This is a genomic window from Paludicola sp. MB14-C6 (genome assembly GCF_030908625.1).
In the GTDB taxonomy this organism is placed as follows: Bacteria; Bacillota; Clostridia; order Oscillospirales; family Ruminococcaceae; genus Paludihabitans.
Genome location: NZ_CP133133.1, coordinates 1,544,780 through 1,567,887 on the forward strand (window position 1 = coordinate 1,544,780; position 23,108 = coordinate 1,567,887).

At 35.6% G+C, this 23,108-nt stretch carries 21 protein-coding genes and 1 other annotated feature; of the genes, 2 read left to right on the plus strand and 19 right to left on the minus strand.

Features of this window, described 5'->3' with window-relative positions; genetic code table 11:
• The first annotated feature begins 21 nt into the window (after positions 1–21).
• Positions 22–1,074 (plus strand): galactose ABC transporter substrate-binding protein, encoded by a 1,053-nt coding sequence (locus RBG61_RS07470; RefSeq protein WP_307942303.1) that lies wholly within the window; start codon positions 22–24, stop codon positions 1,072–1,074.
• Positions 1,075–1,141: 67 nt separating this feature from the next.
• Here the strand turns inward: RBG61_RS07470 and purD are convergent, their stop codons facing one another.
• The 11 genes from purD to RBG61_RS07525 all read right to left on the minus strand — a co-directional run bounded on the left by purD (position 1,142) and on the right by RBG61_RS07525 (position 12,815).
• Entirely contained in the window at positions 1,142–2,407 is a 1,266-nt protein-coding gene (purD, locus tag RBG61_RS07475) for a phosphoribosylamine--glycine ligase (RefSeq protein WP_307942305.1), read from the minus strand.
• 39 nt (positions 2,408–2,446) lie between these two features.
• The gene (locus RBG61_RS07480) at positions 2,447–3,622 is read right to left on the minus strand and encodes a phosphoribosylaminoimidazolecarboxamide formyltransferase (RefSeq protein WP_307942306.1); all 1,176 of its coding nucleotides are present in this window, start codon (positions 3,620–3,622) and stop codon (positions 2,447–2,449) included.
• 14 nt (positions 3,623–3,636) lie between these two features.
• A complete protein-coding gene (locus tag RBG61_RS07485; RefSeq protein ID WP_307942308.1) occupies positions 3,637–4,350 on the minus strand; it encodes an IMP cyclohydrolase in 714 nt (237 codons plus the stop codon).
• Between the two features lie 50 nt (positions 4,351–4,400).
• Positions 4,401–5,027: a phosphoribosylglycinamide formyltransferase gene (gene purN, locus RBG61_RS07490; RefSeq protein ID WP_307942310.1), complete on the minus strand. Its 627-nt coding sequence runs from the start codon at positions 5,025–5,027 to the stop codon at positions 4,401–4,403.
• On the minus strand, positions 5,021–6,055 hold the full coding sequence (gene purM / locus RBG61_RS07495) for a phosphoribosylformylglycinamidine cyclo-ligase (RefSeq protein WP_307942312.1): 1,035 nt from the start codon (positions 6,053–6,055) through the stop codon (positions 5,021–5,023). The genes purN and purM overlap by 7 nt, the downstream gene beginning before the upstream one ends.
• A 127-nt stretch (positions 6,056–6,182) precedes the next feature.
• Positions 6,183–7,349, minus strand: coding sequence for a ribose-phosphate pyrophosphokinase (locus RBG61_RS07500; protein ID WP_307942313.1), 1,167 nt, complete (start codon positions 7,347–7,349; stop codon positions 6,183–6,185).
• A gap of 121 nt (positions 7,350–7,470) precedes the next feature.
• Positions 7,471–8,877, minus strand: coding sequence for an amidophosphoribosyltransferase (locus tag RBG61_RS07505; RefSeq protein WP_307942315.1), 1,407 nt, complete (start codon positions 8,875–8,877; stop codon positions 7,471–7,473).
• 160 nt (positions 8,878–9,037) lie between these two features.
• Positions 9,038–9,748, minus strand: coding sequence for a phosphoribosylaminoimidazolesuccinocarboxamide synthase (purC, locus tag RBG61_RS07510; RefSeq protein WP_307942316.1), 711 nt, complete (start codon positions 9,746–9,748; stop codon positions 9,038–9,040).
• Between the two features lie 50 nt (positions 9,749–9,798).
• Positions 9,799–10,302: a 5-(carboxyamino)imidazole ribonucleotide mutase gene (gene purE / locus RBG61_RS07515; RefSeq protein ID WP_307942317.1), complete on the minus strand. Its 504-nt coding sequence runs from the start codon at positions 10,300–10,302 to the stop codon at positions 9,799–9,801.
• A gap of 434 nt (positions 10,303–10,736) precedes the next feature.
• Entirely contained in the window at positions 10,737–11,351 is a 615-nt protein-coding gene (locus tag RBG61_RS07520) for a zinc dependent phospholipase C family protein (RefSeq protein WP_307942318.1), read from the minus strand.
• Positions 11,352–11,624: 273 nt separating this feature from the next.
• Entirely contained in the window at positions 11,625–12,815 is a 1,191-nt protein-coding gene (locus RBG61_RS07525) for a coenzyme F420-0:L-glutamate ligase (protein WP_307942319.1), read from the minus strand.
• Between the two features lie 127 nt (positions 12,816–12,942).
• On the opposite strand from RBG61_RS07525, the gene RBG61_RS07530 reads away from it, so the two are divergent.
• Positions 12,943–13,842 carry a LysR family transcriptional regulator gene (locus tag RBG61_RS07530; protein ID WP_307942320.1) on the plus strand — a complete coding sequence of 300 codons (900 nt, stop codon included), beginning with the start codon at positions 12,943–12,945 and terminating at the stop codon, positions 13,840–13,842.
• Positions 13,843–13,906: 64 nt separating this feature from the next.
• On the opposite strand, the gene RBG61_RS07535 is transcribed toward RBG61_RS07530, so the two are convergent.
• The 8 genes from RBG61_RS07535 to RBG61_RS07570 all read right to left on the minus strand — a co-directional run bounded on the left by RBG61_RS07535 (position 13,907) and on the right by RBG61_RS07570 (position 23,094).
• The gene (locus RBG61_RS07535; protein ID WP_307942321.1) at positions 13,907–14,563 is read right to left on the minus strand and encodes an SGNH/GDSL hydrolase family protein; all 657 of its coding nucleotides are present in this window, start codon (positions 14,561–14,563) and stop codon (positions 13,907–13,909) included.
• Positions 14,564–14,688: 125 nt separating this feature from the next.
• Entirely contained in the window at positions 14,689–15,204 is a 516-nt protein-coding gene (locus RBG61_RS07540) for a hypothetical protein (RefSeq protein WP_307942323.1), read from the minus strand.
• Between the two features lie 210 nt (positions 15,205–15,414).
• The gene (locus tag RBG61_RS07545; RefSeq protein WP_307942324.1) at positions 15,415–16,158 is read right to left on the minus strand and encodes a hypothetical protein; all 744 of its coding nucleotides are present in this window, start codon (positions 16,156–16,158) and stop codon (positions 15,415–15,417) included.
• A 40-nt stretch (positions 16,159–16,198) separates the two neighbouring features.
• A complete protein-coding gene (gene aspS / locus RBG61_RS07550; protein ID WP_307947219.1) occupies positions 16,199–17,974 on the minus strand; it encodes an aspartate--tRNA ligase in 1,776 nt (591 codons plus the stop codon).
• A 45-nt stretch (positions 17,975–18,019) separates the two neighbouring features.
• Positions 18,020–19,360 (minus strand): histidine--tRNA ligase, encoded by a 1,341-nt coding sequence (gene hisS, locus RBG61_RS07555; RefSeq protein ID WP_307942325.1) that lies wholly within the window; start codon positions 19,358–19,360, stop codon positions 18,020–18,022.
• A 74-nt stretch (positions 19,361–19,434) separates the two neighbouring features.
• Positions 19,435–19,721, minus strand: a binding site (T-box leader).
• Complete coding sequence (locus tag RBG61_RS07560) at positions 19,721–20,125, minus strand: methylglyoxal synthase (RefSeq protein ID WP_307942326.1); 405 nt, start codon at positions 20,123–20,125, stop codon at positions 19,721–19,723. It overlaps the preceding feature by 1 nt.
• Before the next feature lie 44 nt (positions 20,126–20,169).
• Positions 20,170–20,913: a P-loop NTPase gene (locus tag RBG61_RS07565; RefSeq protein WP_307942328.1), complete on the minus strand. Its 744-nt coding sequence runs from the start codon at positions 20,911–20,913 to the stop codon at positions 20,170–20,172.
• Between the two features lie 102 nt (positions 20,914–21,015).
• The gene (locus tag RBG61_RS07570; RefSeq protein WP_307942329.1) at positions 21,016–23,094 is read right to left on the minus strand and encodes a penicillin-binding transpeptidase domain-containing protein; all 2,079 of its coding nucleotides are present in this window, start codon (positions 23,092–23,094) and stop codon (positions 21,016–21,018) included.
• Positions 23,095–23,108 lie beyond the last annotated feature (14 nt).

Consider the following 23,108-nt stretch of genomic DNA (forward strand, 5'->3'; position numbering starts at 1 on the left):
TTTTATTGTTAGGAGGATTCTATGAAAAAGCTAATTTCTTTATTTTTGTGTTTGCTGTTAGTGACCTCTTTGACTAGTTCTTGTGCAAAAAACAATCTAAGCAGCCCTTCTAAGGTAAAAACCATTAAGATAGGGGTTGCACTTTATAAATTTAATGATACCTTTATTTCAACTATTTTATCTCATTTTGAAGCTGCTGCGAAAGAAAAAGAAAAGAATCTTGGTATTAAAATTGATATCAACGCTGTAGATGGTAAAGGAAATCAAATGGTTCAAAATGAGCAAGTGGATCAATTTTTAAAGCAAAATTATGATGTTATTTGTATTAACATGGTTGATCGTACAGCTGCTGCGGTTATTATTGATAAGGCAAAACGAGCAAAGATACCGCTTATCTTTTTAAATAGAGAGCCTGTTGAAGAGGATTTAGAAAGATGGGATCAGCTATATTATGTTGGCGCAATCGCTGTTTTATCCGGTTCTATGCAAGGAAAAATAGCTGTGGATGCTTTTAATCGGAATTCAAAATCTGTAGATAAAAATAAAGATAATATCTTACAATATGTTATGCTTGAAGGCGAGCCGGGACATCAAGATGCTTTGTTACGGACAGAATATTCTGTGAAAGCGGTTACACAAGCCGGAATAGAAGTTCAAAAGCTAGCAAATGATACTGCAAATTGGCAAAGAGGTCAAGCTTGTACAAAAATGACACAATGGATTACGAAATTCGGAGATAAAATTGAAGTTATTTTTTCGAATAACGATGATATGGCATTGGGTGCAATTGATGCATATAACATTCTTAATATAGAAAAAGAAAAAATGCCGTTAATTATTGGAGTGGATGCTACACCTCCTGCATTAAATGCCATTCATACAGGAACACTTACCGGAACGGTGTTAAGTGATGCAAAAGGGCAAGCACAAGCAATGTTGGAGCTATCTTATTGTTTGGCGTTTGATAAAAACCCTAAGGACTCGATTCCATACCTGGATGGGAAATACATACGACTTCCTCATAAAATAATTACACTTGATAATATTAAGCAGTTTGAAAAGGAAAATCAATAAGAGTATGGATGTTATGATAAAATGCAATAAAGAAAAAGAAGCCTCTCTTGTGAGAGACTTCTTTTATTTATAATGCTTTTTTGCCAATGTCTTTACGATAATGAGCATGTTTAAAATGAATGGTATCTACTGCGCAATATGCATTCGTTATAGCGTCATTTAGGGTATCACCCAATGTACTGACACCAAGCGCACGTCCGCCTGCGGTTTTAAATGCTGTATCAAGCTTTGTGCCGCTATGATAAACTGTAGCACCACTGCATTGTCCATTTTTATCAAGACCGCTAATTTCAAAATCAGTTTGATATTTTTGCGGATATCCTCCGGATGCCATAATAACGCAAGCCGCAGATTTTGTATCAAATTCAATGTTGATTTCATTTAATCTTTCGTCAACTACTGCTTCAAAAATATCGTATAGATCGGTTTTTAATAATGGTAACACTACTTGTGTTTCAGGATCACCGAAACGACAGTTATATTCAATTACCTTTGTTCCGTTTGGGGTAATCATTAAGCCAAAGAAGATAACGCCTTTGAATGGTCTACCCTCTTGGTTCATAGCCTCCATAGTTGGTTCAAAAATCGTTTTTTGACATTCTTTTAAAACGTCTTCTGTGAAAAATGGGTTTGGTGCGATGGTACCCATACCACCTGTATTTAAGCCTTTATCATTATCTAAAGCACGTTTATGGTCCATTGCAGAAACCATAGGTACAATTGTTTTTCCATCACAAAAAGATAAAACAGAAACTTCAGGGCCTGTCAAAAATTCTTCGATTACAATATGATTTCCGCTCGCTCCAAAAACTTTATCTTCCATAATAGAGCGAATACCCTCTTCTGCTTCTGCTAGGGTTTCTGCGATTATAACGCCCTTACCTAGTGCAAGTCCATCCGCTTTAATAACCGTAGGATAGCTATTTTGTGACTTTACATAAGCAATTGCTTCGTCTACGTTATCAAAAGTTTCGTACGCTGCAGTTGGAATGTTGTATTTTTTCATGAGCTCTTTTGAAAAAACTTTACTTCCCTCTAAAATTGCAGCAGCCTTATTTGGGCCAAATGCTTTGATTCCAACAGCCTCAAAAGAATCTACCATACCAAGAACCAATGGATCATCTGGCGCTACAACAACAAAATCAATCTTGTTTTGTTGTGCAAAAGCCACCATGCTATCAATATCGGTCGCTTTGATAGCAACACAAGTAGCATCGCAAGAGATACCACCATTACCAGGGGCTGCATAAATAGTAGAAATGCGTTTATTTTGTTTCAGCTTTTTTATGATAGCGTGTTCTCTTCCGCCACCACCAACAACTAATACTTTCATCTTTTGCTCCTTTAATGAAATTCAATAACAATCTATCGTTTAGTGATGGAATAAACGAATTCCTGTGAATGCCATAGCCATGTTATATTTGTTGCATGTAGCAATAACATGATCATCACGAATAGAACCGCCCGGTTGTGCAATATAGCAAACGCCACTGCGTTTTGCACGTTCAATATTATCGCCAAATGGGAAGAATGCATCAGAACCAAGAGCAACGCCAGTTAGTTTGGTTAGCCATTCTTTTTTCTCTTCACGAGTAAATACAGATGGTTTTTCAGTAAAGAGCGCTTGCCAAGCACCTTCTGCTAAAACGTCTTCGTGATCATCAGAGATATAAACATCAATTGCGTTATCTCGATCAGCACGGCGAACACCTTGTTTGAAAGGCAGGTTTAATACTTTTTCGTGTTGACGAAGCCACCAAATATCTGCTTTGTTTCCTGCTAGTCTTGTACAGTGAATACGAGATTGTTGGCCGGCGCCTATACCGATTGCTTGACCGTCTTTTACATAGCAAACAGAGTTAGATTGAGTGTATTTCAATGTGATTAAAGAGATGATTAAATCACGCTTTGCATCATCTGGTAGATTTTTGTTATCGGTAATGATATTGCTTAATAAATCATTGTTGATTGCAAGTTCATTTCTGCCTTGCTCAAATGTAATACCGTATACATCTTTATGTTCAATTGGGTTTGGCACATAATTCGGATCAATTTTGATTACATTATATCCGCCTTTGCGTTTTCCTTTTAGAATTTCCAAAGCTTCTTCGGTATAATCGGGAGCAATAACGCCGTCTGACACTTCACGAGCAATGAGCTTTGCAGTTTCTTTATCACAAGTATCGGAAAGGGCTATAAAATCGCCATAGGAAGACATTCTGTCAGCACCTCTTGCTCTTGCATATGCAGTAGCTAAAGGAGAAAGTTCAATGTCATCAACGAAATAAATTTTCTTTAAGGTTTCGGTTAGCGGAATTGCAACTGCAGCACCAGCTGGACTAACGTGTTTAAAAGAAGTAGCAGCAGGAAGTCCTGTTGCTTGTTTTAGTTCTTTTACTAATTGCCAGCTGTTGAATGCATCTAAAAAGTTAATGAATCCGGGATTGCCGCTTAAAACGGTAATGGGAAGATCACCTTCTTGCATAAAAATACGAGCAGGTTTTTGGTTCGGGTTACATCCGTATTTTAAAAATAATTCGTTCGCCATGTTTTCAACCTCCGTTATTGATTTTTGTTCACAATTCTTGTTTCAACTGCGCCAGTTGTTAAGTGAATATATCTTGTGAATAAAGATACTTTATTGTCTGAATTTAAACTGTTCCATAGAGTTTCGGTTAACGTATCGATGGAACCTGTTAACTTTACTGATTTTGGCTCACCATAAAAGCTAGGAATTGGATTTCCATCGCACTTGTATGTATGAATAAAATGACCTTCTCCATTTACAGGTTCAGCATACTCATAGAAAAAGCGTTGTGCAGAAGCTTCGTTACCGTTATTGCTTTTTAAGATAGATAGCTTATAGTTGAAGGTTCCGTCAAAGATTTCAACAATACCGGAGATTCTTGGTGTAAAGTTTGGCGGATCCGGCTCGAAAGTACGTGTTCTTAAAGCCTCTTCAAAGGTTTTTCCGCCTTTTAAGTAATCATATACTGTGTCTGTTTGATCACCATTTGTAACAATGGTTTGGTTCCTGATAACACGAACCGGTGCATAAATAATTAAAGAAGGATCAACAAGCTTTGATTCATCAAAAGCTTTCGTACGAATTCCTTTTTCAAAGGTTTCAAAAATACGGTTTCTTGAGTTTTCGCTTCTGCCCATAATAAAATAAGCAATAACAGCATGTTCACCATCTTCGCTTTTACCAATAATAATACCTCTGCCCGGATAAGAATTGTTTTCTAGTTCAGTTTTCAGATTAATAGAATTCATATTAGCCTCCATGAAAGGATAGATGTGTTTTTGAATGGTTAAAATTCCAATTACTCGGATAGGATTGCTTTATTGTCAACTACTTTAATTTTTCCTTCACAAAATAAAGATACAGCTTGCGGAAGAATCATCCACTCGGCTTGCTCCATCACACGTTTTTGTAGTATCTCGGGTGTATCGCCTTTTTCTACTGCAACCGCCTTTTGTAAGATAATTGCACCACCATCAGCTACTTCATTTACGAAGTGGACGGTTGCACCCGTTAGCTTTACTCCATATTGCAATGCGGCTTCATGTACTTTTAAACCATAATAACCGGCGCCGCAAAAGCTTGGAATTAAAGCGGGATGCACATTAATAATACGATTATAAAAACAATCTGTAACACGTTTTGTTAAAATAGATAAATATCCTGCTAAAACAATTAAATCAATGTTATGATCTTTTAAAGTTGCAATTAGTTTTTCGTCAAAATCAGCTTGCTTATCAAAGGTTTTTCTTGCAATAATGCAGGTTGCGATATTATTTTGTTTTGCACGTTCTAAAGCATAGGCTTTATCATTACTAGCAACGACAAGTTTGATTTGCCCATTTTTTATATCGCCGTTTTTTTGTGCATCAATCAGGGCTTGCAGATTTGTACCGCCGCCAGATACCAAAACAGCAATGTTTAGCATATGATAACGCCCTCTTCACCTTCTATTAATTCACCAATTACATAAGCATCCTCACCGGAAGATATCAAAGAAGCAAGAGCATTTTTTACATCTGCTTTGTCTACAGAAACAATCATGCCAACGCCCATGTTAAAGGTGTTGAACATATCACGTTCCGGAATGTTGCCTTCTTTTGCAATAATATCGAAAATAGGGAGTACTTTTACTGCGCTGCGGTTAATTTTAGCCGTAATACCATCCGGTAAAGAACGTGGAATGTTTTCATAGAAACCGCCACCTGTGATATGAGAAATAGATTTCACTTTTACAGTATCCAATAAAGATAAAATAGATTTTACATATATTTTAGTAGGAGTCAATAATGTTTCGCCTAATGGCTTTTCTAAAGTTGGGTATGTTTTGTTTAAATCAGCGTTTTCAATGTCGAATACTTTGCGAACCAAAGAGAAGCCATTAGAATGAACACCGCTGGAAGCGATACCGATTAAAACGTCGCCTGGCTTTTGGGAGTTTTGATCAAGAATTTTAGATTTATCAACAACACCAACACTGAATCCTGCAAGGTCATATTCGTCAACAGGATAAAAACCAGGCATTTCTGCGGTTTCTCCGCCAATGAGTGCACAACCCGCTTGCACACAACCTTCTGCTACACCAGAAACGATTTGCTCGATTTTTTCAGGAATGTTTTTACCCACTGCAACGTAGTCTAAGAAAACGAGTGGTTTCGCACCACAACAAATAATATCGTTTACGCACATTGCGACACAGTCGATACCAACACTATCATGTTTATCTAATAAAAATGCAAGTTTTAGTTTGGTACCTACACCATCTGTTCCAGAGACCAGAACAGGTTTTGAAATGCCTTCTAAATCAAGTTCAAATAATCCTCCAAAACCACCAAGTCCGGAAACAACACCACTTGTGAATGTCTTTTGCACATGCTTTTTCATCAATTCTACTGCTTGATAGCCTGCAGTAACGTCAACACCGGCTGCTTTGTAACTCTCGCTAAAACTTTTCATAAATAAACTCCTTTAAGTGAGATAGGAATGGATTGTATTGGAAACGCAGGGGAAACACAAAAATTGTGTTTCCCTACGATTCGGTAATACAAAAACATGCCTTGTATTTTTATTGATAGATTGCGATTTATTCTTTTCCTAATAACCTGTTGATTCTGTGAACTGGGTTTAATAGCTCGCTGATAGATTCATCATGGTTTAAGAAATCAATAATGTAAGCAATATATTTAGACATATCTACTTCAACATACCATTCTCTCTTTTTTAGTTCAGGAGAACGGTAAATTAAGTTTGTTGTAAATACTTTTGATATTTTTCCTTCTTCATAAGCTTTATCAAAGTGTTCTAATCCTTCACAGAATAATCCGAAAGAAGTACAGATAAAGATTCTGCTAGCACCTTTTTCTTTTAGCTTGTTTGCGATATCCAATACAGAATCACCCGAAGAAATCATATCATCAATAATAATTACGTCTTTTCCATCTACGTTATCGCCCAAGAATTCATGAGCCACAATTGGGTTTCTTCCGTTTATGATTTGAGAATAATCACGACGTTTATAGAACATACCAAGGTCAACGCCTAATACAGAAGAATAGTACATACATCTTGACATACCACCTTCATCAGGAGAAACGATCATCAAATGGTTTTTATCAATATTTAAATCTTCAATATTCTTTTTCATTGCCTTTAAGAATTGGTAGGTAGGTTGGATATTTTCAAATCCACTTAATGGAACAGCATTTTGTACTCTTGCATCATGAGCATCGAAAGTGATGATGCTTTCTACACCCATATCATATAGCTCTTGCAAAAATAGCGCACAGTCTAATGATTCTCTGGAAGTTCTTCTGTGTTGACGTCCTTCATAAAGCATTGGCATGATAACGGTAATTCTTCTTGCTTTTCCACCTGTGGCTGCAATAATTCTCTTCAAATCAGAATAATGGTCATCAGGGCTCATTGGAACTTCTTGTCCATACATCGTATAAGTCACACCATAGTTAAAAACATCCACAAGGATATATAAATCATCCCCACGGATAGATTCTTTTAAAACGCCCTTTGCTTCACCTGTTCCAAAACGTGGACATACGGATCTTATTTGGTAAGAATCACGAACGTATTCTAAAAACATTTGATTATTGTGAGTTTCTTCATGTCTTTCCTTACGCCATAAAGTTAAGTAATTATCTACTTTTTGAGTGAGCTCTTCGCATCCAGCCATCCCAATGATGCCGAGTGCGCCAACCGGTGTTGGAATATTTGTTCTGTTTGAATTGTCTTGCATAATGAAAACTCCATTTCCCCTAATTTTTTGTACGAGTTTTGATCAAAATGTTCAAAGGATGGTATCTTGTTATTTTACACCCTTATTCCAAACATTTTATCAGTCGCTTTTATCATTTATATTATTCTTTACCATTCCAACAATAAGTGCAAATTTGAGATTTGTCAATACCAATTGCATCTAGCATACCATCTAGTGTTTGATATTTTAACGAAGTAAAGTTTAATTTTTGACAAATCATATCAATCATTTTGTTGTATTTCTCGCTTCCCGCTTCAATATATTCGGAAACTGCATTTTCGTGGTTTTCGCCTTCCAACTCTTTAATTACTCTGCGAGTAATTAAATCCATTTCTGAAGTAGAACGAGAAAAGTTTAAGTATTTGCATCCATACATAATTGGTGGACAAGCAGGTCTAATATGCACCTCTTTTGCACCACATTCATATAAAAATTCTACTGTTTCACGCATTTGTGTTCCACGAACAACGGAATCATCAATAAACAGTAATTTCTTATCTCGGATTAAGGAATCCACAGGTATTAGCTTCATATGAGCTACTAGGTTTCTCATAGATTGATTAGTCGGCATAAAGCTTCTTGGCCAGGTCGGTGTATATTTAATAAATGGTCTTGCAAATGGAATACCGGACTCATTCGCATAGCCAATTGCGTGTGCAGTACCTGAGTCGGGAACACCCGCAACAAAGTCGATATCTACGTGATCATCTTTTGCTAAAATTTTACCGCAGTTGTATCGCATTTGTTCGACATTAACTCCTTCATAGCAAGAAGTTGGGTAGCCGTAATATGTCCATAAAAATGCGCATATTTTCATTTTCTTTTGCGCAGCTTTTTTTATTTTAATGCCATCCGGTGTTACATAAACAATTTCGCCGGGGCCTAATTCTTTTTTATCACGATAGCCTAAATTTAAGTAAGCAAAGGATTCAAATGATAAACAAAAAGCATTTTCTTTTTTACCGATGATCAATGGAGTTCTGCCCATTTTATCTCTTGCTCCATAAATTCCTTCACTGGTAAGAATTAAGATTGTAATAGAACCATCTATTATCTCTTGTGCATATTGAATGCCTTCTGTAATAGTAGCTTTTTGGTTAATTAAAGAAGCAACAAGTTCGGTTGCGTTGATTTTTCCGCCACTCATTTCAAGAAAGTGGGAGCTTCCTTGTTCAAAACTAAGATTAACAAGTTCTTGTTCATTGTTAATTCGACCAACAGTAGTAATTGCATAATTACCAAGATGAGAGCGAACAATCAATGGTTGAGGCTCATTATCACTTATACAGCCGATTCCGATGTTACCTTTCATTTCTAAAACATCACGTTCGAATTTTGTACGGAAAGGTGAATTTTCGATATTATGAATGGCTCTCATAAAGCCTTTATTTTCGGAATAAACTGCCATACCACCTCTACGGGTGCCTAAATGTGAGTGATAATCAATACCGAAAAATAAATCAGTAACACAATCTGTTTTTGAAACTGCTCCGAATATACCGCCCATAAAACGCTCCTTTTAATTTTAATCTTTAAGATATGAAAAATACGGTAGGGGCGAACAGCGTTCGCCCACTAAAAATGATGGATAAAATGTATCAAGAAAAAGAAAATATCTAAAATAAAAGGTTATATTGAATTACTGGATGTAACCCAACTTGTATTTATTATTCACCAAGAAGACGTTTCATAATCTCTTTGTATGCATCTTCTTCTCCACCCATATCTCTGCGGAAACGGTCTTTGTCTAGTTTTTCATGAGTAACGCTGTCCCAGAAGCGGCAAGTATCAGGAGAAATTTCATCTGCCAATACAATGGTTCCGTCAGCAGTTTTACCAAACTCTAATTTAAAGTCAATTAGTTCAATATTTAAATCTTTTAGATAAGCAGAAAGAACCTCGTTAATTTTTAAAGAATAAGAAGCAATAAGGTCTAACTCTTCTTTTGTACAGTATTCCATCGCTAAAATATGATATTCATTTACCATAGGATCGCCTAGTGCATCATCTTTATAGCAATATTCTAATACAGTTCTTTTCATTTTAACGCCTTCTTCAAGGCCAAGTCTTTTTGCAAGAGAACCAGCAGCAATGTTACGTACAATTACTTCTAAAGGAACAATAGAAACTTTTTTTACAATTGTTTCACGATCAGAAATTTCCTCTATGAAATGAGTAGGAACGCCTTCTTTTTCAAGCATTTTCATTAGGTGATTGGTTACTCTGTTATTGATAATGCCTTTGTCATGGATGGTACCTTTTTTTAAACCGTTTAATGCAGTTGCATCGTCTTTGTAATCAACAATTACAACATTAGCGTCGTCTGTGTTGTAAACTTTTTTTGCTTTGCCTTCGTAAATCATTTCTAATTTTTTCATAAGCTTGACCTTTCCTTTCGTGAGGGATTACCTCTTTGCCTTCTATTATTTTATTGATTGATTTCAGCTTGCAACTTTGCGTCTTTTGCTAAAACTTCGTTTTGCATGTTGATTTTCATTTGATGGAGTTGGGAGGCGATAGCTTCATCTGAAACAGCTAGAATTTGAGCTGCTAAGATTGCTGCATTATCGGCACCATCTATTGCAACAGTAGCAACGGGAATACCTTTTGGCATTTGTACAGTAGCAAGCAGTGCATCTAATCCATCTAAAGTAGATGATTTAATCGGAATACCAATGACAGGCAGTGTGGTGTGGGCAGCTAAAACGCCGGCTAAATGTGCAGCTTTACCGGCTGCGGCAATGATAACACCAAAACCGTTGTCTTTTGCTTTTGCAGAGAAATCACAAGCTTGCGCAGGTGTTCTGTGGGCAGACATCACATGGACTTCAACAGGGATAGAAAAGCTTTTTAGCGTTTGGATTGCACCATTTACAATTGGTAAATCACTATCGCTTCCCATAATTACGGCAACTTTTTTTGTTGTGCTCATATCAATACTCCTTTTTTTATGGATACTAAAAAGCCTACGAGATATACTCGTAGGCTTTATTTTTATATGCTATTAGATTGTGCAATAATCCCCATGGAGGAAGTCGCAACTATGTTGTCGCAAGGATTCCCGATATAGTAAGATAAACCTATGCTATGGCGCATTTTATGCGTTAAACGATATAACTTGGATATAAACTTATAATTCCATTTCATAAAATGTCCATTCCTTTCATTACTCATTCAAGGGGTATATTTTATAATCAAGGGAAAATGAAAAAATCATTTTCGTTACAATATCATTGTATAATAAAGTAATGAAAAATACAACACGAACAAATTCACAAATAAAAAATTAGTTTTTGCCTTTATCTGTTCAAAATGCACAGACTTGTTAAACTACTTAACATAATTGGGATTACGTATTACCGCTTTTTATAAAGCGTTCTTTAATAAAGCAATTGCATAATTTGCATATTCGTCCATCAGCTCTTGCGTTAAAACTCGGGGAGTATCATATTGTAATGCTTGCAAATTCTTATCTACTTTAAAAATGCGGTATCGGTCAATTAAATCTGCATCTATATTGTTAATAGGAATTGCTTTTGATTTTTTGAGTTCCAAAGCTACGTGTTCCGTCCACCATTTTTCATCAAATTGCAATTGATCAAAGGCAAACAATTCTTCCCAACGTGCACCAAATTGTTGTTCTTTTGGTAATCCACGTTTTTTTAAAGCAGCCCAAAGTAAATGATCATATTTTTTGTCCCAAGCAATATCAGAAAAAATATGGAGGACATAACCTAATAGAAAATCATCATCTAGTTTTTCTTTATACTCTGTATAAAAATCAATTACATTTTGCATCCAATCATCTAAGTCAGCTTTTCTTAAATGTGCTGTATAACGAATATCTTTTGGAGCAAATCCATCTAAATTCACAGCATCCGGCGCAATACATCCCAAATAAAATTGTGGCTTGTTATGAACCAAATGACAAGATTGTTGAAATTGATACCCTATATACAGATGCACCATACTAGCAGGCATTCAAATCTCCCCTTTCACTTATATCAGTATACCATAGATACGCTTAATATTCACCATTTGTTACTTTTTATAACTTTAAGTAAATATATTCATATTTTTTTACATAATATAAACAAAAAGAAACCTAGTTTCAATTTTGATGTTGAAAACTAGGCTTGTTTTTATAGGGTTTTCAACGTTTTCAACAACTCAATTGTTGAAAACGTTGAAAGTTTACACTGCGTATTACTCATTTTTTATAAATTTATATACAGTAGTAGAAAATATTTCTAATTACTTAGCGTAATTATCAAAATAATTTTGAATAAACACAATTGGAGTTCCTTTATCACCACTACCTGAAGTTAAATCGCAAAGGGAACCAATTAAATCAGTTAATCGACGAGGAGTTGTTCCTTGTGATTCCATTTGACCAACTAAATTATCTGATTTGGATTTAATGTATTCAGAAATCGCAGCTTTTAATTCATCGCCTGAAAGATGAGCAAAATTATTATCTGCTAGGTATTTTAATTTAATTTCGTTTGGTGTTCCCTCTAGACCTTTGGTATAGGCTGGAGAAACAACCGGATCAGCAAGCTCCCAAATTTTTCCGACTGGATCTTTAAATGCGCCATCACCGTAAACCATTACTTCAACATTTTTACCGGTAGCAGCGTTTAATTTTTCCGCAACGGCATTAACAAAAGGTTGACAGTTATTTGGAAATAGTTTTACTGTTGTTTCGGTTGCTTTATTAGAGCCTAGTAAGCCATAGCTTTCGTTGTAACCGCTACCATTTACAGATGCAGTTAAAATATCGTCTAGGCCATAAACTTTATTAGCGCCGTTTGCTTTTAAAATACGTTTCGTGCGGAATCTTGTATGAATATCACAAGTTAGAACATTTTTTGTATAATCTAAGATGGTTTTGCAGTTGTTTGCAAAAATAATTTCTACTTCTGCACCACAATCTTTAATTAAATTTTTATAATAGTCAACATAGTCCACACCAGTGAATGGATGCAGAATTGTGCCGAATAATTCACGATATTTTTCTTCTGTTAAAATATCAGTATAAGGGTTTACGCCTTTTTCATCTAAAAGATCGATATCTACTAAGTGGTTACCAACTTCATCAGATGGATAGCTTAGCATTAACACGACTTTTTTACAACCGGAAGCAATACCTTTTAAGCATATTGCAAAACGGTTTCTGCTTAAAATAGGGAAGATTACTCCAACGGTTTCATCTCCAAATTTTGCTTTTACATCAGCAGCAATTGCATCAATTGTTGCATAGTTACCTTGCGCACGAGCAACAACAGCTTCTGTTACTGCAACAACATCTTTATCGTTAATGGTAAAGCCTTCTGCTTTTTGTGCATCTAGAATTGAATCAACAACGATTTCTGCTAAGTTATCGCCTTCACGGATAATAGGAGCTCTAACTCCACGAACAACCGTACCAACTTTTCTTTCCATTCTAATTTCCTCCGAACAAATTACTTGAATTTCAGTTACATATCTATTATACTGGAAGAAATAATATAAGTAAAATATGTTTTTCTAATGCAATCCATAAGTAATTCTAATATAAAGGGGCGATTAAATGGCTGTTAAGTTGGAGCTTTATCGCGTATTTAAAACTGTTTGTGAAATGGGAAGTATATCAGATGCTGCAAAGGAGCTCTTTATCTCTCAATCAGCGGTAAGTCAATCCATCAAACAATTAGAAGAAAGTCTATCTATGAATCTATTTCACCGTACGCCCACAGGGGTTGTGTTAACAGCGGAAGGGCAAACGCTATATGAATATGCATCATCCGCAATGGATTTGCTGACAGCAGGCGAAAAAAAGCTAGAAGCAATGAAGAATTTATTAGATGGTGATTTGAAAGTTGCGGCATCAGATACAATATCCCAATATCTATTATTAAATAAGCTGGAAACTTTTCATAATGCTTATCCCAAAATAAAATTACAAATTTTCAATCGTACAACCTTGGAATCTGTTGCATTATTGAAATCCGGCAAAGTCGATCTAGCCTTTGTTAACTTACCTTTAGAGGATGATGAGCTGATTGTAGAGCCAATTCTAACAGTACATGATATTTTTGTTGGTAACCCGCTAACGGAAAATTATGTAACAAAAATCTTCTCCTTACAAGAGGCAGCAGAACTGCCACTCATTTTATTGGAAAACAAGGCGAATTCTCGTCGGTATATTCAAAACTTTTTTCAATCACATGGAATTCAGCTGCAACCTGAAATAGAGCTTGGTTCTCATGAGTTGCTTTTGGAGTTCGCAAAAATAAACTTAGGTGTTTCTTGTGTTATGAAAGAGTTTTCAAAACATTATCTAAAAACAGGTGAATTAGTAGAATTGAGAATCGCTCCGCCTATTCCTGAACGACAAATTGGTGTTGTCAGGCTGAAAGGGCTATCTATTACAAATTCGGTAAACGCATTCTTAAAAATATGTCAAGAAAATGAAAATCCTCAGAAATAATCTGAGGATTTTCATTGTAGTAATAATTTTTGTTACCATTTAGCATATGTTATTATGTAAAATACTATAACATAATATCCAGCCATAGTTTGGCAATCATGCTGTGCCCTGCGGAAGTTGGATGTACGCCGTCAAGTGATAGTTTTACAGGATTTTCGTTTACACAATTTGCGGCAAAAACACCATCTAACGGAATATAGGTAGCATGAAATTCTCGAGCTAACTTTCTTGCAACTTGAATTTTTGGATCTAAATCTTCTCTCCAGCTTTCTTTTGAAGGGTCAGTTGGAAGTAAAAAAGGTTCTAAAATAATAATATCACAATGACATTCTTCTTTTGCCCTTTTTAAGATTGTTCGGAAATTTTCTTCATATTCTTCTGTTGTAGTAAGTTGATTGGAATCGTATCTTCTCCAAGTATCATTAATACCAATCAGTATTGATAAAAAGTCGGGCTTTAATTGAATACAATCTTCATCCCAACGGTTTTTCAAGTCAACCGTACGGTTTCCGCTGATTCCACGATTGATTACTGTTATATGCTTGTCCTTATGAAAGGTATCCAAATATTCTTTTACTTTTAGCGGATAACCAAAGCCAAGACCAAGCTCTGCTTTTTTAGGATCTTCACCTGCACCAAGATCGTTGCTTGCATCATAGGTTCTTCCCGCATCGGTAATAGAATCGCCTTGAAATAGAATAACTGCGTTTTCTTTCAACATAAATATACCATCTCTTTCATATACAACTTTAGTTTGAATCTTTATTTATGATACGGTATTGCTATTTCACCCATAGCATAAGCTGCAACAGTAGAAATTTATCTATTGTTACAGCTTAATACCTGTTAATGAATATTCGGGTTGTGTGAGTTATATGGTTGTTGTGGATTACAATAAGCTTGTTGATTTTGCATGTAATGTTGATACTGTTGTGCATAATAAATCGATAAGGACGGTTTGTTACGAATAACAAATAAGAAAATAGATTGTAATATTATTGCACGAAAAATAATCGAAAGTATCAAATATAAGACTGCATTATTCGGATCATAGTCACAATAAATTTGATATGATGCGATAAATTTAAAAACACAAGCAACTAAATAAAGAATTATAAGAGCAAAATACAACAACAACAATAGAACTGGAAATATCCCTCTGCTTCTGATGAATGTTGTAATTTCTAATCCAAGATATATACCTAATACATGTAGTAAAAAAACAATACAACTTAATATAATCATTCCAATTACCGCACAATACAGACCGACTAGTTTCTTACGATAACTTGTTTTTTTGCCTTTACATTTGTTAATATGGTCTGCTATATTTCCTAATAGATAATAACGTGCAACTGGCACCCAACTTAACCAAGGTTTTGGATAACTACGATTTTTGGCAATTGTATATAATCCAATTCCTTTAAAGACATAAGAAATTAACCCAGCTCCTAAAATAAAAAAATAGTTACTATTGCTGCTATCATATCAGGATTTGAAAGTGGCGAATACGTTTCCATGTTAATAACTCCTACTAATTAAATTATCCATTAACTATATCAAATTTTATTGCTATTTTATATTTGAATCGTTATTCTGATTATTTGGGTTAGTAGGTTGCGTTGGTTGTTGGTTTGGATTTGCTTGTGAATATCCGCTTCCTTGCATATATGGTTGATAATGCATTGCATTTTGCTGCATTTGTTGTGCATAGTATAAAGATGCAGATGGTTTGTTGCGAAGTGAGAATAGGAAGAAGTAAGGGAGACCAACTCCTCTAAAGAAAATAGATAAAACAGTAAATAATACGGCATTACGTTGATTGTAATCAACAAAAATGCGATACATGGCAATAAAATAAAATACAATGTAAGCAATAGATACTAGGCTTACAATTCCGCTTAACCCCATAAACGGTAGCATATTTTGCGTGTACATAGAAGGATCTTCGATTAACCATGATAAGCCATCACTTAATAAAAATTTAAAATAAGCAATATAAAAAAATATGCTCATAACTTGGGTTACGATATTTAAAATTATAAGTAAATATCGGTATGACGTACGTTTGTTAATATAAGCATTGATATTGTCAGCAATTGCTCCAACCATATATTTATTTACGATTGGAATAAAGCTAATCCAAGGATTTGCGATACCACGCTTTTTAGCTATAGTATATAAGGATACAGCTTCAAAAATGTAAAACACTACAGTCTTAATGGCAAGGATTGATAACACAATAGCTACAATCACGCCTAAAATAGAAAATACTTCGCTAGGAATATCCGGTGAATAAGGCATATTAAAGGGCATAACAGTCAACTCCTTAATTGTTTGATTGAAGTAACCGCTTTTATTCGGTTACTTCTTTTGTTTTTATACAAATGCCAAGTTCGTCAAGTTGTTTTTCATCAATAACGGATGGACATTCAGACATTAACTCGCTTGCATTTTGCACTTTTGGAAATGCGGTAACATCTTTTAGCGTTTCCGCACCGCACATGATCATAGAAATACGGTCTAATCCAATTCCCATACCGCCGTGTGGTGGAGCTCCGTATTTATATGCATTTACTAAGAATCCGAATTTTGCTTCGATTTCTTCTTCGGTTAAGCCTAGAGCTGCAAACATTTTTTGTTGCAGTTTATAATTTGTGATACGAATAGAACCACTGGAAAGCTCTGTGCCGTTTAATACTAAGTCATATGCTTTTGCACGAACTGCGCCGGGATCGGTATCTAATAAATCGATACATTCGTCCATTGGCATGGTAAATGGATGGTGCATTGCAACCCAAGTTTGAGAATCTTCATCAAATTCAAAGAATGGGAATTCAGTAATCCATAAGAAATTAAAGCCTTCAGGAATGATATCTAATTGTTTTGCAACAGTTAAACGAAGAGAACCTAAAACAGGAAGTGTTACCTTGTTTTTATCTGCAACAATAAATGCAACGTCGCCTTTTTCACATCCGATATGAGATAGAATTGCTTCTAGCTCGCTCTCTTTCATAAATTTGCCGAAAGAACAGTTTGGCGCTTCATCAGCCCATCTTACATAAGCTAAACCTTTTGCACCAATGCCACGAACATATTCGGTTAGTTTATCAATTGCTTTACGAGTTAGCTCGCCTGCTGCATTTTTAGCAACAATTGCACGAACACTGCCGCCATCTGCAATTGCACCGGTAAACACGCTAAAGTCACAATCTTTTACGATTTCGGATAAATCAACGATTTCCATTCCAAAACGAGTATCCGGTTTATCGCTGCCGTAACGCTCCATTGCATCTTTATAGGTCATACGTGGAAGTGGTAATGGAATTTCAACATCTAATACATCTTTAAATAAGCGTTGTACATATCCTTCGCCCATTGCTAAAATATCATCAATGTCCACAAAGCTCATTTCTAAGTCAATTTGCGTAAATTCAGGTTGACGGTCAGCACGAAGGTCTTCATCTCTAAAGCAACGAGCCAATTGGATATAACGGTCATATCCAGAAATCATAAGAAGCTGTTTGTAAATCTGAGGAGATTGTGGTAACGCATAGAATTTACCATTATGCACACGAGAAGGCACAACATAGTCTCTTGCACCCTCCGGTGTTGATTTTATCATCATTGGTGTTTCGATTTCAATAAATCCGTTTTCATAGAAATATTCTCTTGTTACTTTTGCAATGTTATGACGCATCATAATGTTCTTTTGTAATTCGCTGCGTCTTAAATCCAAATAACGATATTTTAAACGAATTTCTTCGTTTACTTTTCCGTTGTCGTTAATATGGAACGGTGGAGTTTGTGCTTCGGCAAGAACACGAAGTTCTGTTACGAAAATTTCAATCTCACCTGTTTTAATTTCTGTATTCACGCTTTCACGCTTTTTTACAATACCTTTTGCAAGTAATACATATTCACTTTTTACATGCTTTGCTTTATCAAAAACTTCACGGTCAGTTGTATCGTCAAATGTCAATTGAATGATACCTGTGCGGTCACGAAGGTCAATAAAGATTAGGTTTCCTTTATCTCTTTGTCTTTGTGTAAATCCGCCCACTACAACTTCATTGCCAACATCTTGAAGGGATACTTCTGTACAATAATGGGTGCGTTTTAAATTACCCATAGTTTCTATATTCATAAAAATGACTCCTTTATATTGTTTATGCTTTTATTTGTCCATTCCTAAAATTCTTGAAAATGCATCTTCACCGATTTGCTCGGTAATTAAGTTTGCTTCTCTTGCCAACATAGCATCATATAGAATGTTCATTAAATCATTATTAAAATCAATTTCTTTTTGCTCACTTGTTTGCATATCTTTTAAGTTTGCTTTTCCTGTTTCCAATTCATTATCGCCTAGAACAAAGGAATACTGTGCTTTTATTTTATTCGCATATTTCATTTGTGCTTTTACGCTGCGGTCCATTAAATCACACTCTACATAAAAGCCTTCAGCACGAAGTTGGTTGGTCAGCTCACAAGCTTTAATATTTGCTTTTTCGCCCATGCTTCCAATATATAATTCACAAGCTCTTGGTTCAGGAATTGTAATACCCTGTGCTTGAAGCAACATGAGTAAACGCTCAATTCCCATACCAAAGCCAAGTGCAGGAGTTGGCTTACCGCCAAGTTGCTCGACAAGACCGTCGTAGCGACCACCACCGCAAATAGTACCTTGTGCACCGATATCATTGGAAATAAACTCAAAAACAGTTTTGGTGTAGTAGTCTAATCCACGAACGATTTTTGTGTTGATTTGGAATGGGATGCCTAGCGTATGCAATCTGGTTTGAACGCCATCAAAGTGAGTTTTGCAATCCTCACAAAGATAATCCAATACAATTGGTGCATCCTTTGCAACCTCTTGACAAGTTGGACATTTGCAATCTAAAATACGCATTGGGTTTTTATCTAAACGCTCTAAACAAGTTCCGCAAAGTACATCCTTTTTCGCTGTGAAATATTCTTTCAATGCTCTATGATAGTCAGCTCTGCAAGTTGGACAACCAATAGAATTGATATTTAATTCTATTCCTTTAATATCAAGCATTTGAAAGATATGGTTTGCAATCGAAATAATTTCAACGTCAGCAGAAGGCGATTTTGATCCAAACATTTCACAACCGAATTGGTGAAATTCTCTTAATCGGCCCGCTTGTGGACGCTCATGACGAAAACAAGGGGTGATATAGCAAGCTTTAAAAGGAAGTGCATCATTCAATAAGCTCTTTTCAATTGCACTTCTTACTACACCCGCAGTGCCCTCTGGTTTTAATGCAAATAAATCGGTTCCTTTTTGTGCTTTCACTTCAAACATTTCTTTTTGCACAACATCAGTCGTATCGCCAACACTTCTACAGAACAAATCCAATTGTTCAAAAGTTGGGGTGCGAATTTCCTGAAAACCATATTTTGACGCTGCTTCTAATACCAAACGTTCAACAAATTGCCATCTATAGCTTTCACCTGGAAGAATATCCTGTGTGCCTCTTGGTGCGGTAATTGCCATTTTCATTCTCCTTAATCTCTATTAAAATATATTGTATAATATAACAAAACTTCGCACCTTGACCGTAAATACGGCCAAGGGACGAAGTTTAACTTTCGTGGTGCCACCCTAATTCAGAGTATCGTTGATGCTCTCTTATATCCTTAACGCGGAAAACGATTATGCTTTTACTTATTTGTGTTTCAAACAACTTTAATTATTAATGGTTATTTGAAACGCGAATCAGTATTGTTCACATAATAGCTCCAAGGTGTCTTCCCAAATACTTATTTACCGACACTTACAGCCCTTAACCAAAAGTTAAGTATGTCGTTCTCTGAAATAAAAAGCAAATGGTACTCTTCCTTTTCAACGCTTTTTTTATCTATTTGAATGAAGAATTTCTCTCCAATCCAAGTCGCCTCGTTCTAGTCCATGAATCAACATTTCGCCTGTTGCAATATTTGTTGCAATCGGAATATTATGCACATCACATAAACGTAGTAAATTCATTTCATTTGGCTCATGCTCTTTAACGGTAAGCGGGTCTCGGAAAAATAATACCATATCGATTTCGTTACAAGCAATACGAGAAGCAATTTGTTGATCTCCGCCTTGTACACCGCTTAAAAATTTAACAATGTTTAATCCGGTTGCTTCTTCCACTAATTTGCCTGTTGTACCTGTTGCACATATTTGGTGTTTACAAAGAATACCGCAATATGCAATACAAAACTGTATCATGAGTTCTTTTTTTGAATCATGCGCAATGATGGCTATATTCATATTTTTTCTCCATTCTGCAACAATTGTTGCTCTATATTATTTGGTTATACGGTTGTAACAACCAAAGGAACATATTCACCAGTAATACGTTTTGCAATTGCGTGAAATGTTTTTTGCATTTCATTCGTTGCTTTTTTCGGATTATTTGTAAGACCTAAGTTGCTTACAATCCATTGATCTTCTCGAACGACACCAAGTAAAGGTGCGCCTACCATATCCATTACTTCATCTAAATCTTTGACATCACTTGTTTTCAAAGCAGTTTTAGAAACTCGGTTAATGATTACTTTGCATTCCTGATCCGAATTTTGGCTCAGTACATCGCATATTTTTCGAGAATCTCTCAGTGTAACAACATCCGGAGAAGTAACAATACAAAGCAAATCGGTTAAAGCTTCCGCTACAATAACGCTAAGCCCTAAACCTGCGGGTAAATCCAAAATGATATAATCATATTCTTTTTTCAAAGAATCTATTAGCTCAATTACTTTTGATACGGTAAAAGATTTTGTAATACTCATAGGAGCACAAAGCAAACAAAGTGCAGAATAAGTTTTATGTTTCGTGATTGCATCAGACATTTTACATTTATTCTCTATGATGTCGCCTATATCAAAAACAATTTTATTTTCTAATCCCAATAAAATATCTAAAGAGCGAAGACCAATATCTAAATCAACCATTAAAACGGAATATTGCATTTTAGCCAAAGATAAACCCAGTCCGGCACTAACGGTAGACTTACCTGTTCCACCTTTTCCAGACACAACTGATATAATCTTAGCCATAGTTACCTCCGAAAACAGTTTACTTCACTCATTGCCATAAAAAATTGTATAAATCGTCATTCTTATTTTATCAAATATAAAATTCATTTGCACTAGTAAATTTTATTTTTTCCAATTTGCTTTTGCTTTTTCATATGCCAATAAAATGGAGCGTACCATACGATTAGCAACTTCTCCATCTTCGACCATACAAGAAATTGCAATTTCGGGTTGAGCAACGGGGGCAAATGCAATAAACGCATTGTTGGTTTTCGTTTTAGTAACCTGAGGAGTACCTGTTTTTACTGCCACATCATAGCCTAAATCGGTTAATTGGTTTGGTGCGCCAATTCCTTTACCCGCTAAAATCATACCGCTTGAAATTTCAGTAAATGCCTCGTCTGACATTTTATATTGAGAGGCAATCGTTGGCTTCTTTTCTGAAACAACAGTTTTCTTATCATTGGAAAGAATACTTTTTACCAAGTGAGCGTTATAGCGTGTTCCTTTATTCGCAATTGTAGAGGCTTCAATCGCCATTTGCAGTGGCGATACATTCGTATCCATCTGACCAATTGCCGCTTGAATAACGTTTCCTGGATTCCAAACAGCTTTCAACTTTTCGGAATACTCTGGTCCGGAAAGATTACCAACAGCATTTGGAAGTTCTAATCCGGTTTCGACTCCAAATCCAAATAGGCGGCCATATTCATTTATCTTGTTAATGCCCAAAATACGGCCTGTATCATAAAAAAACACATTACAAGAATATTGTAGGGCAGATACTACATTTAAACTTTGATTTCTATGTCCTATGCTTAAGCAGCTTGGTAGTGGGTCCCATTTTGGCCAAAAATGATATGCTCCATCACAAAAAACGGTGGTGGATGGGGTAATCTTATTTTCAGCCAATGCGCCAGCTGCTACTACTGGTTTAAACGTTGAACCCGGACGATAAGCTCCGTTTAATGCTCTGTTGAATAACGGTTTATCTTCTCTGGTTGATAAGGTTGCATAGTTGGAACGATATTCGTTAATATCAAAATACGGATATGAAACAGAAGCCAAAACGCCTCCGGTTTTTGTATCCATTACAACGATAGATGCACCTTTAACATTTTTATTTTTCGTATTGGTTTCGTTAAAGTTTTTAATGTAATCGGCAAGAATTTGTTGTACTTCTTTTTGGAAAGCTAAGTCAATAGAGAGTTGAACGGTTTTTCCTGCAACCGGAGCTTTGGTTTCCACAATGTCAACTATATCGCCTTTGGAGTTTTTAACAACTGACATTTGTCCGTTGATACCTTTTAAGTCATTCTCCATTGCTTTTTCGATACCGCTTTTGCCGACTAAGTCAGTCATACTATATCTGCTGCCCGTTTGTCCTGGCTTATATTTATCTTTTTCTTCTGCGTAAATTGGTCCAAGACTACCAATAATGTGAGATGCTGCATCACCACTAATATAAGTTCTGGTTGCACGTTCTACTACTTCAAGACCTTTTAGTTGATTTGAAAATTCACGAACCAATGCAACGGTTTGAGGTGTAATATCGGAAGCAACTGTACAACGATTGGTCCATCGAGAGAAATCCTTTTGAATCATTTCATAACGAATGCCTGCAATCAAACGGCTATAGCGTTCATCATACCCTTTATAATCACATTCTTCAAACTTTTTACCACAGTGTGTGCATTTTTCTTTTTTATCTTTATATTTCTTTATACCAGTCATTTGATAGATATTATCCATACAGTTTTGTGCACTGGTATATTCATTTACATTGATTTTTTTCTTTAGTTTAGCTACTTCAGCTTCTTTACCCTCAATAAATTTATAAGGCTCAGTTTTTGTAATTGGCAATTCGTCAACCCAATCTTCGCCTTGCTTTTCTAAAATTTTAATTAAAGAATAAATAGTTTCGTTTTCTTTGCCTTTAGGTAAAAACGTATAGTCAAATTCCAAATTAAATGTAGCTTTATTTTGCGTAAACGGAACTCCATTTCGGTCTACAATTTCGCCTCTTGCCGCAACAATCGGAATTTGTACAGAAGAACTTTCTTCTGCTAACTTTAAAAATTCTTCACCTTTTACTAATTGATATTCAAATACACGCATAACGGCAAGTGTAAAGATCATCACGACCAAAATAATTAAAGCCACTATGCGTCGATGATGTTTTATTTCAAATGAGCGCGCCATATGTGTATCCTCCC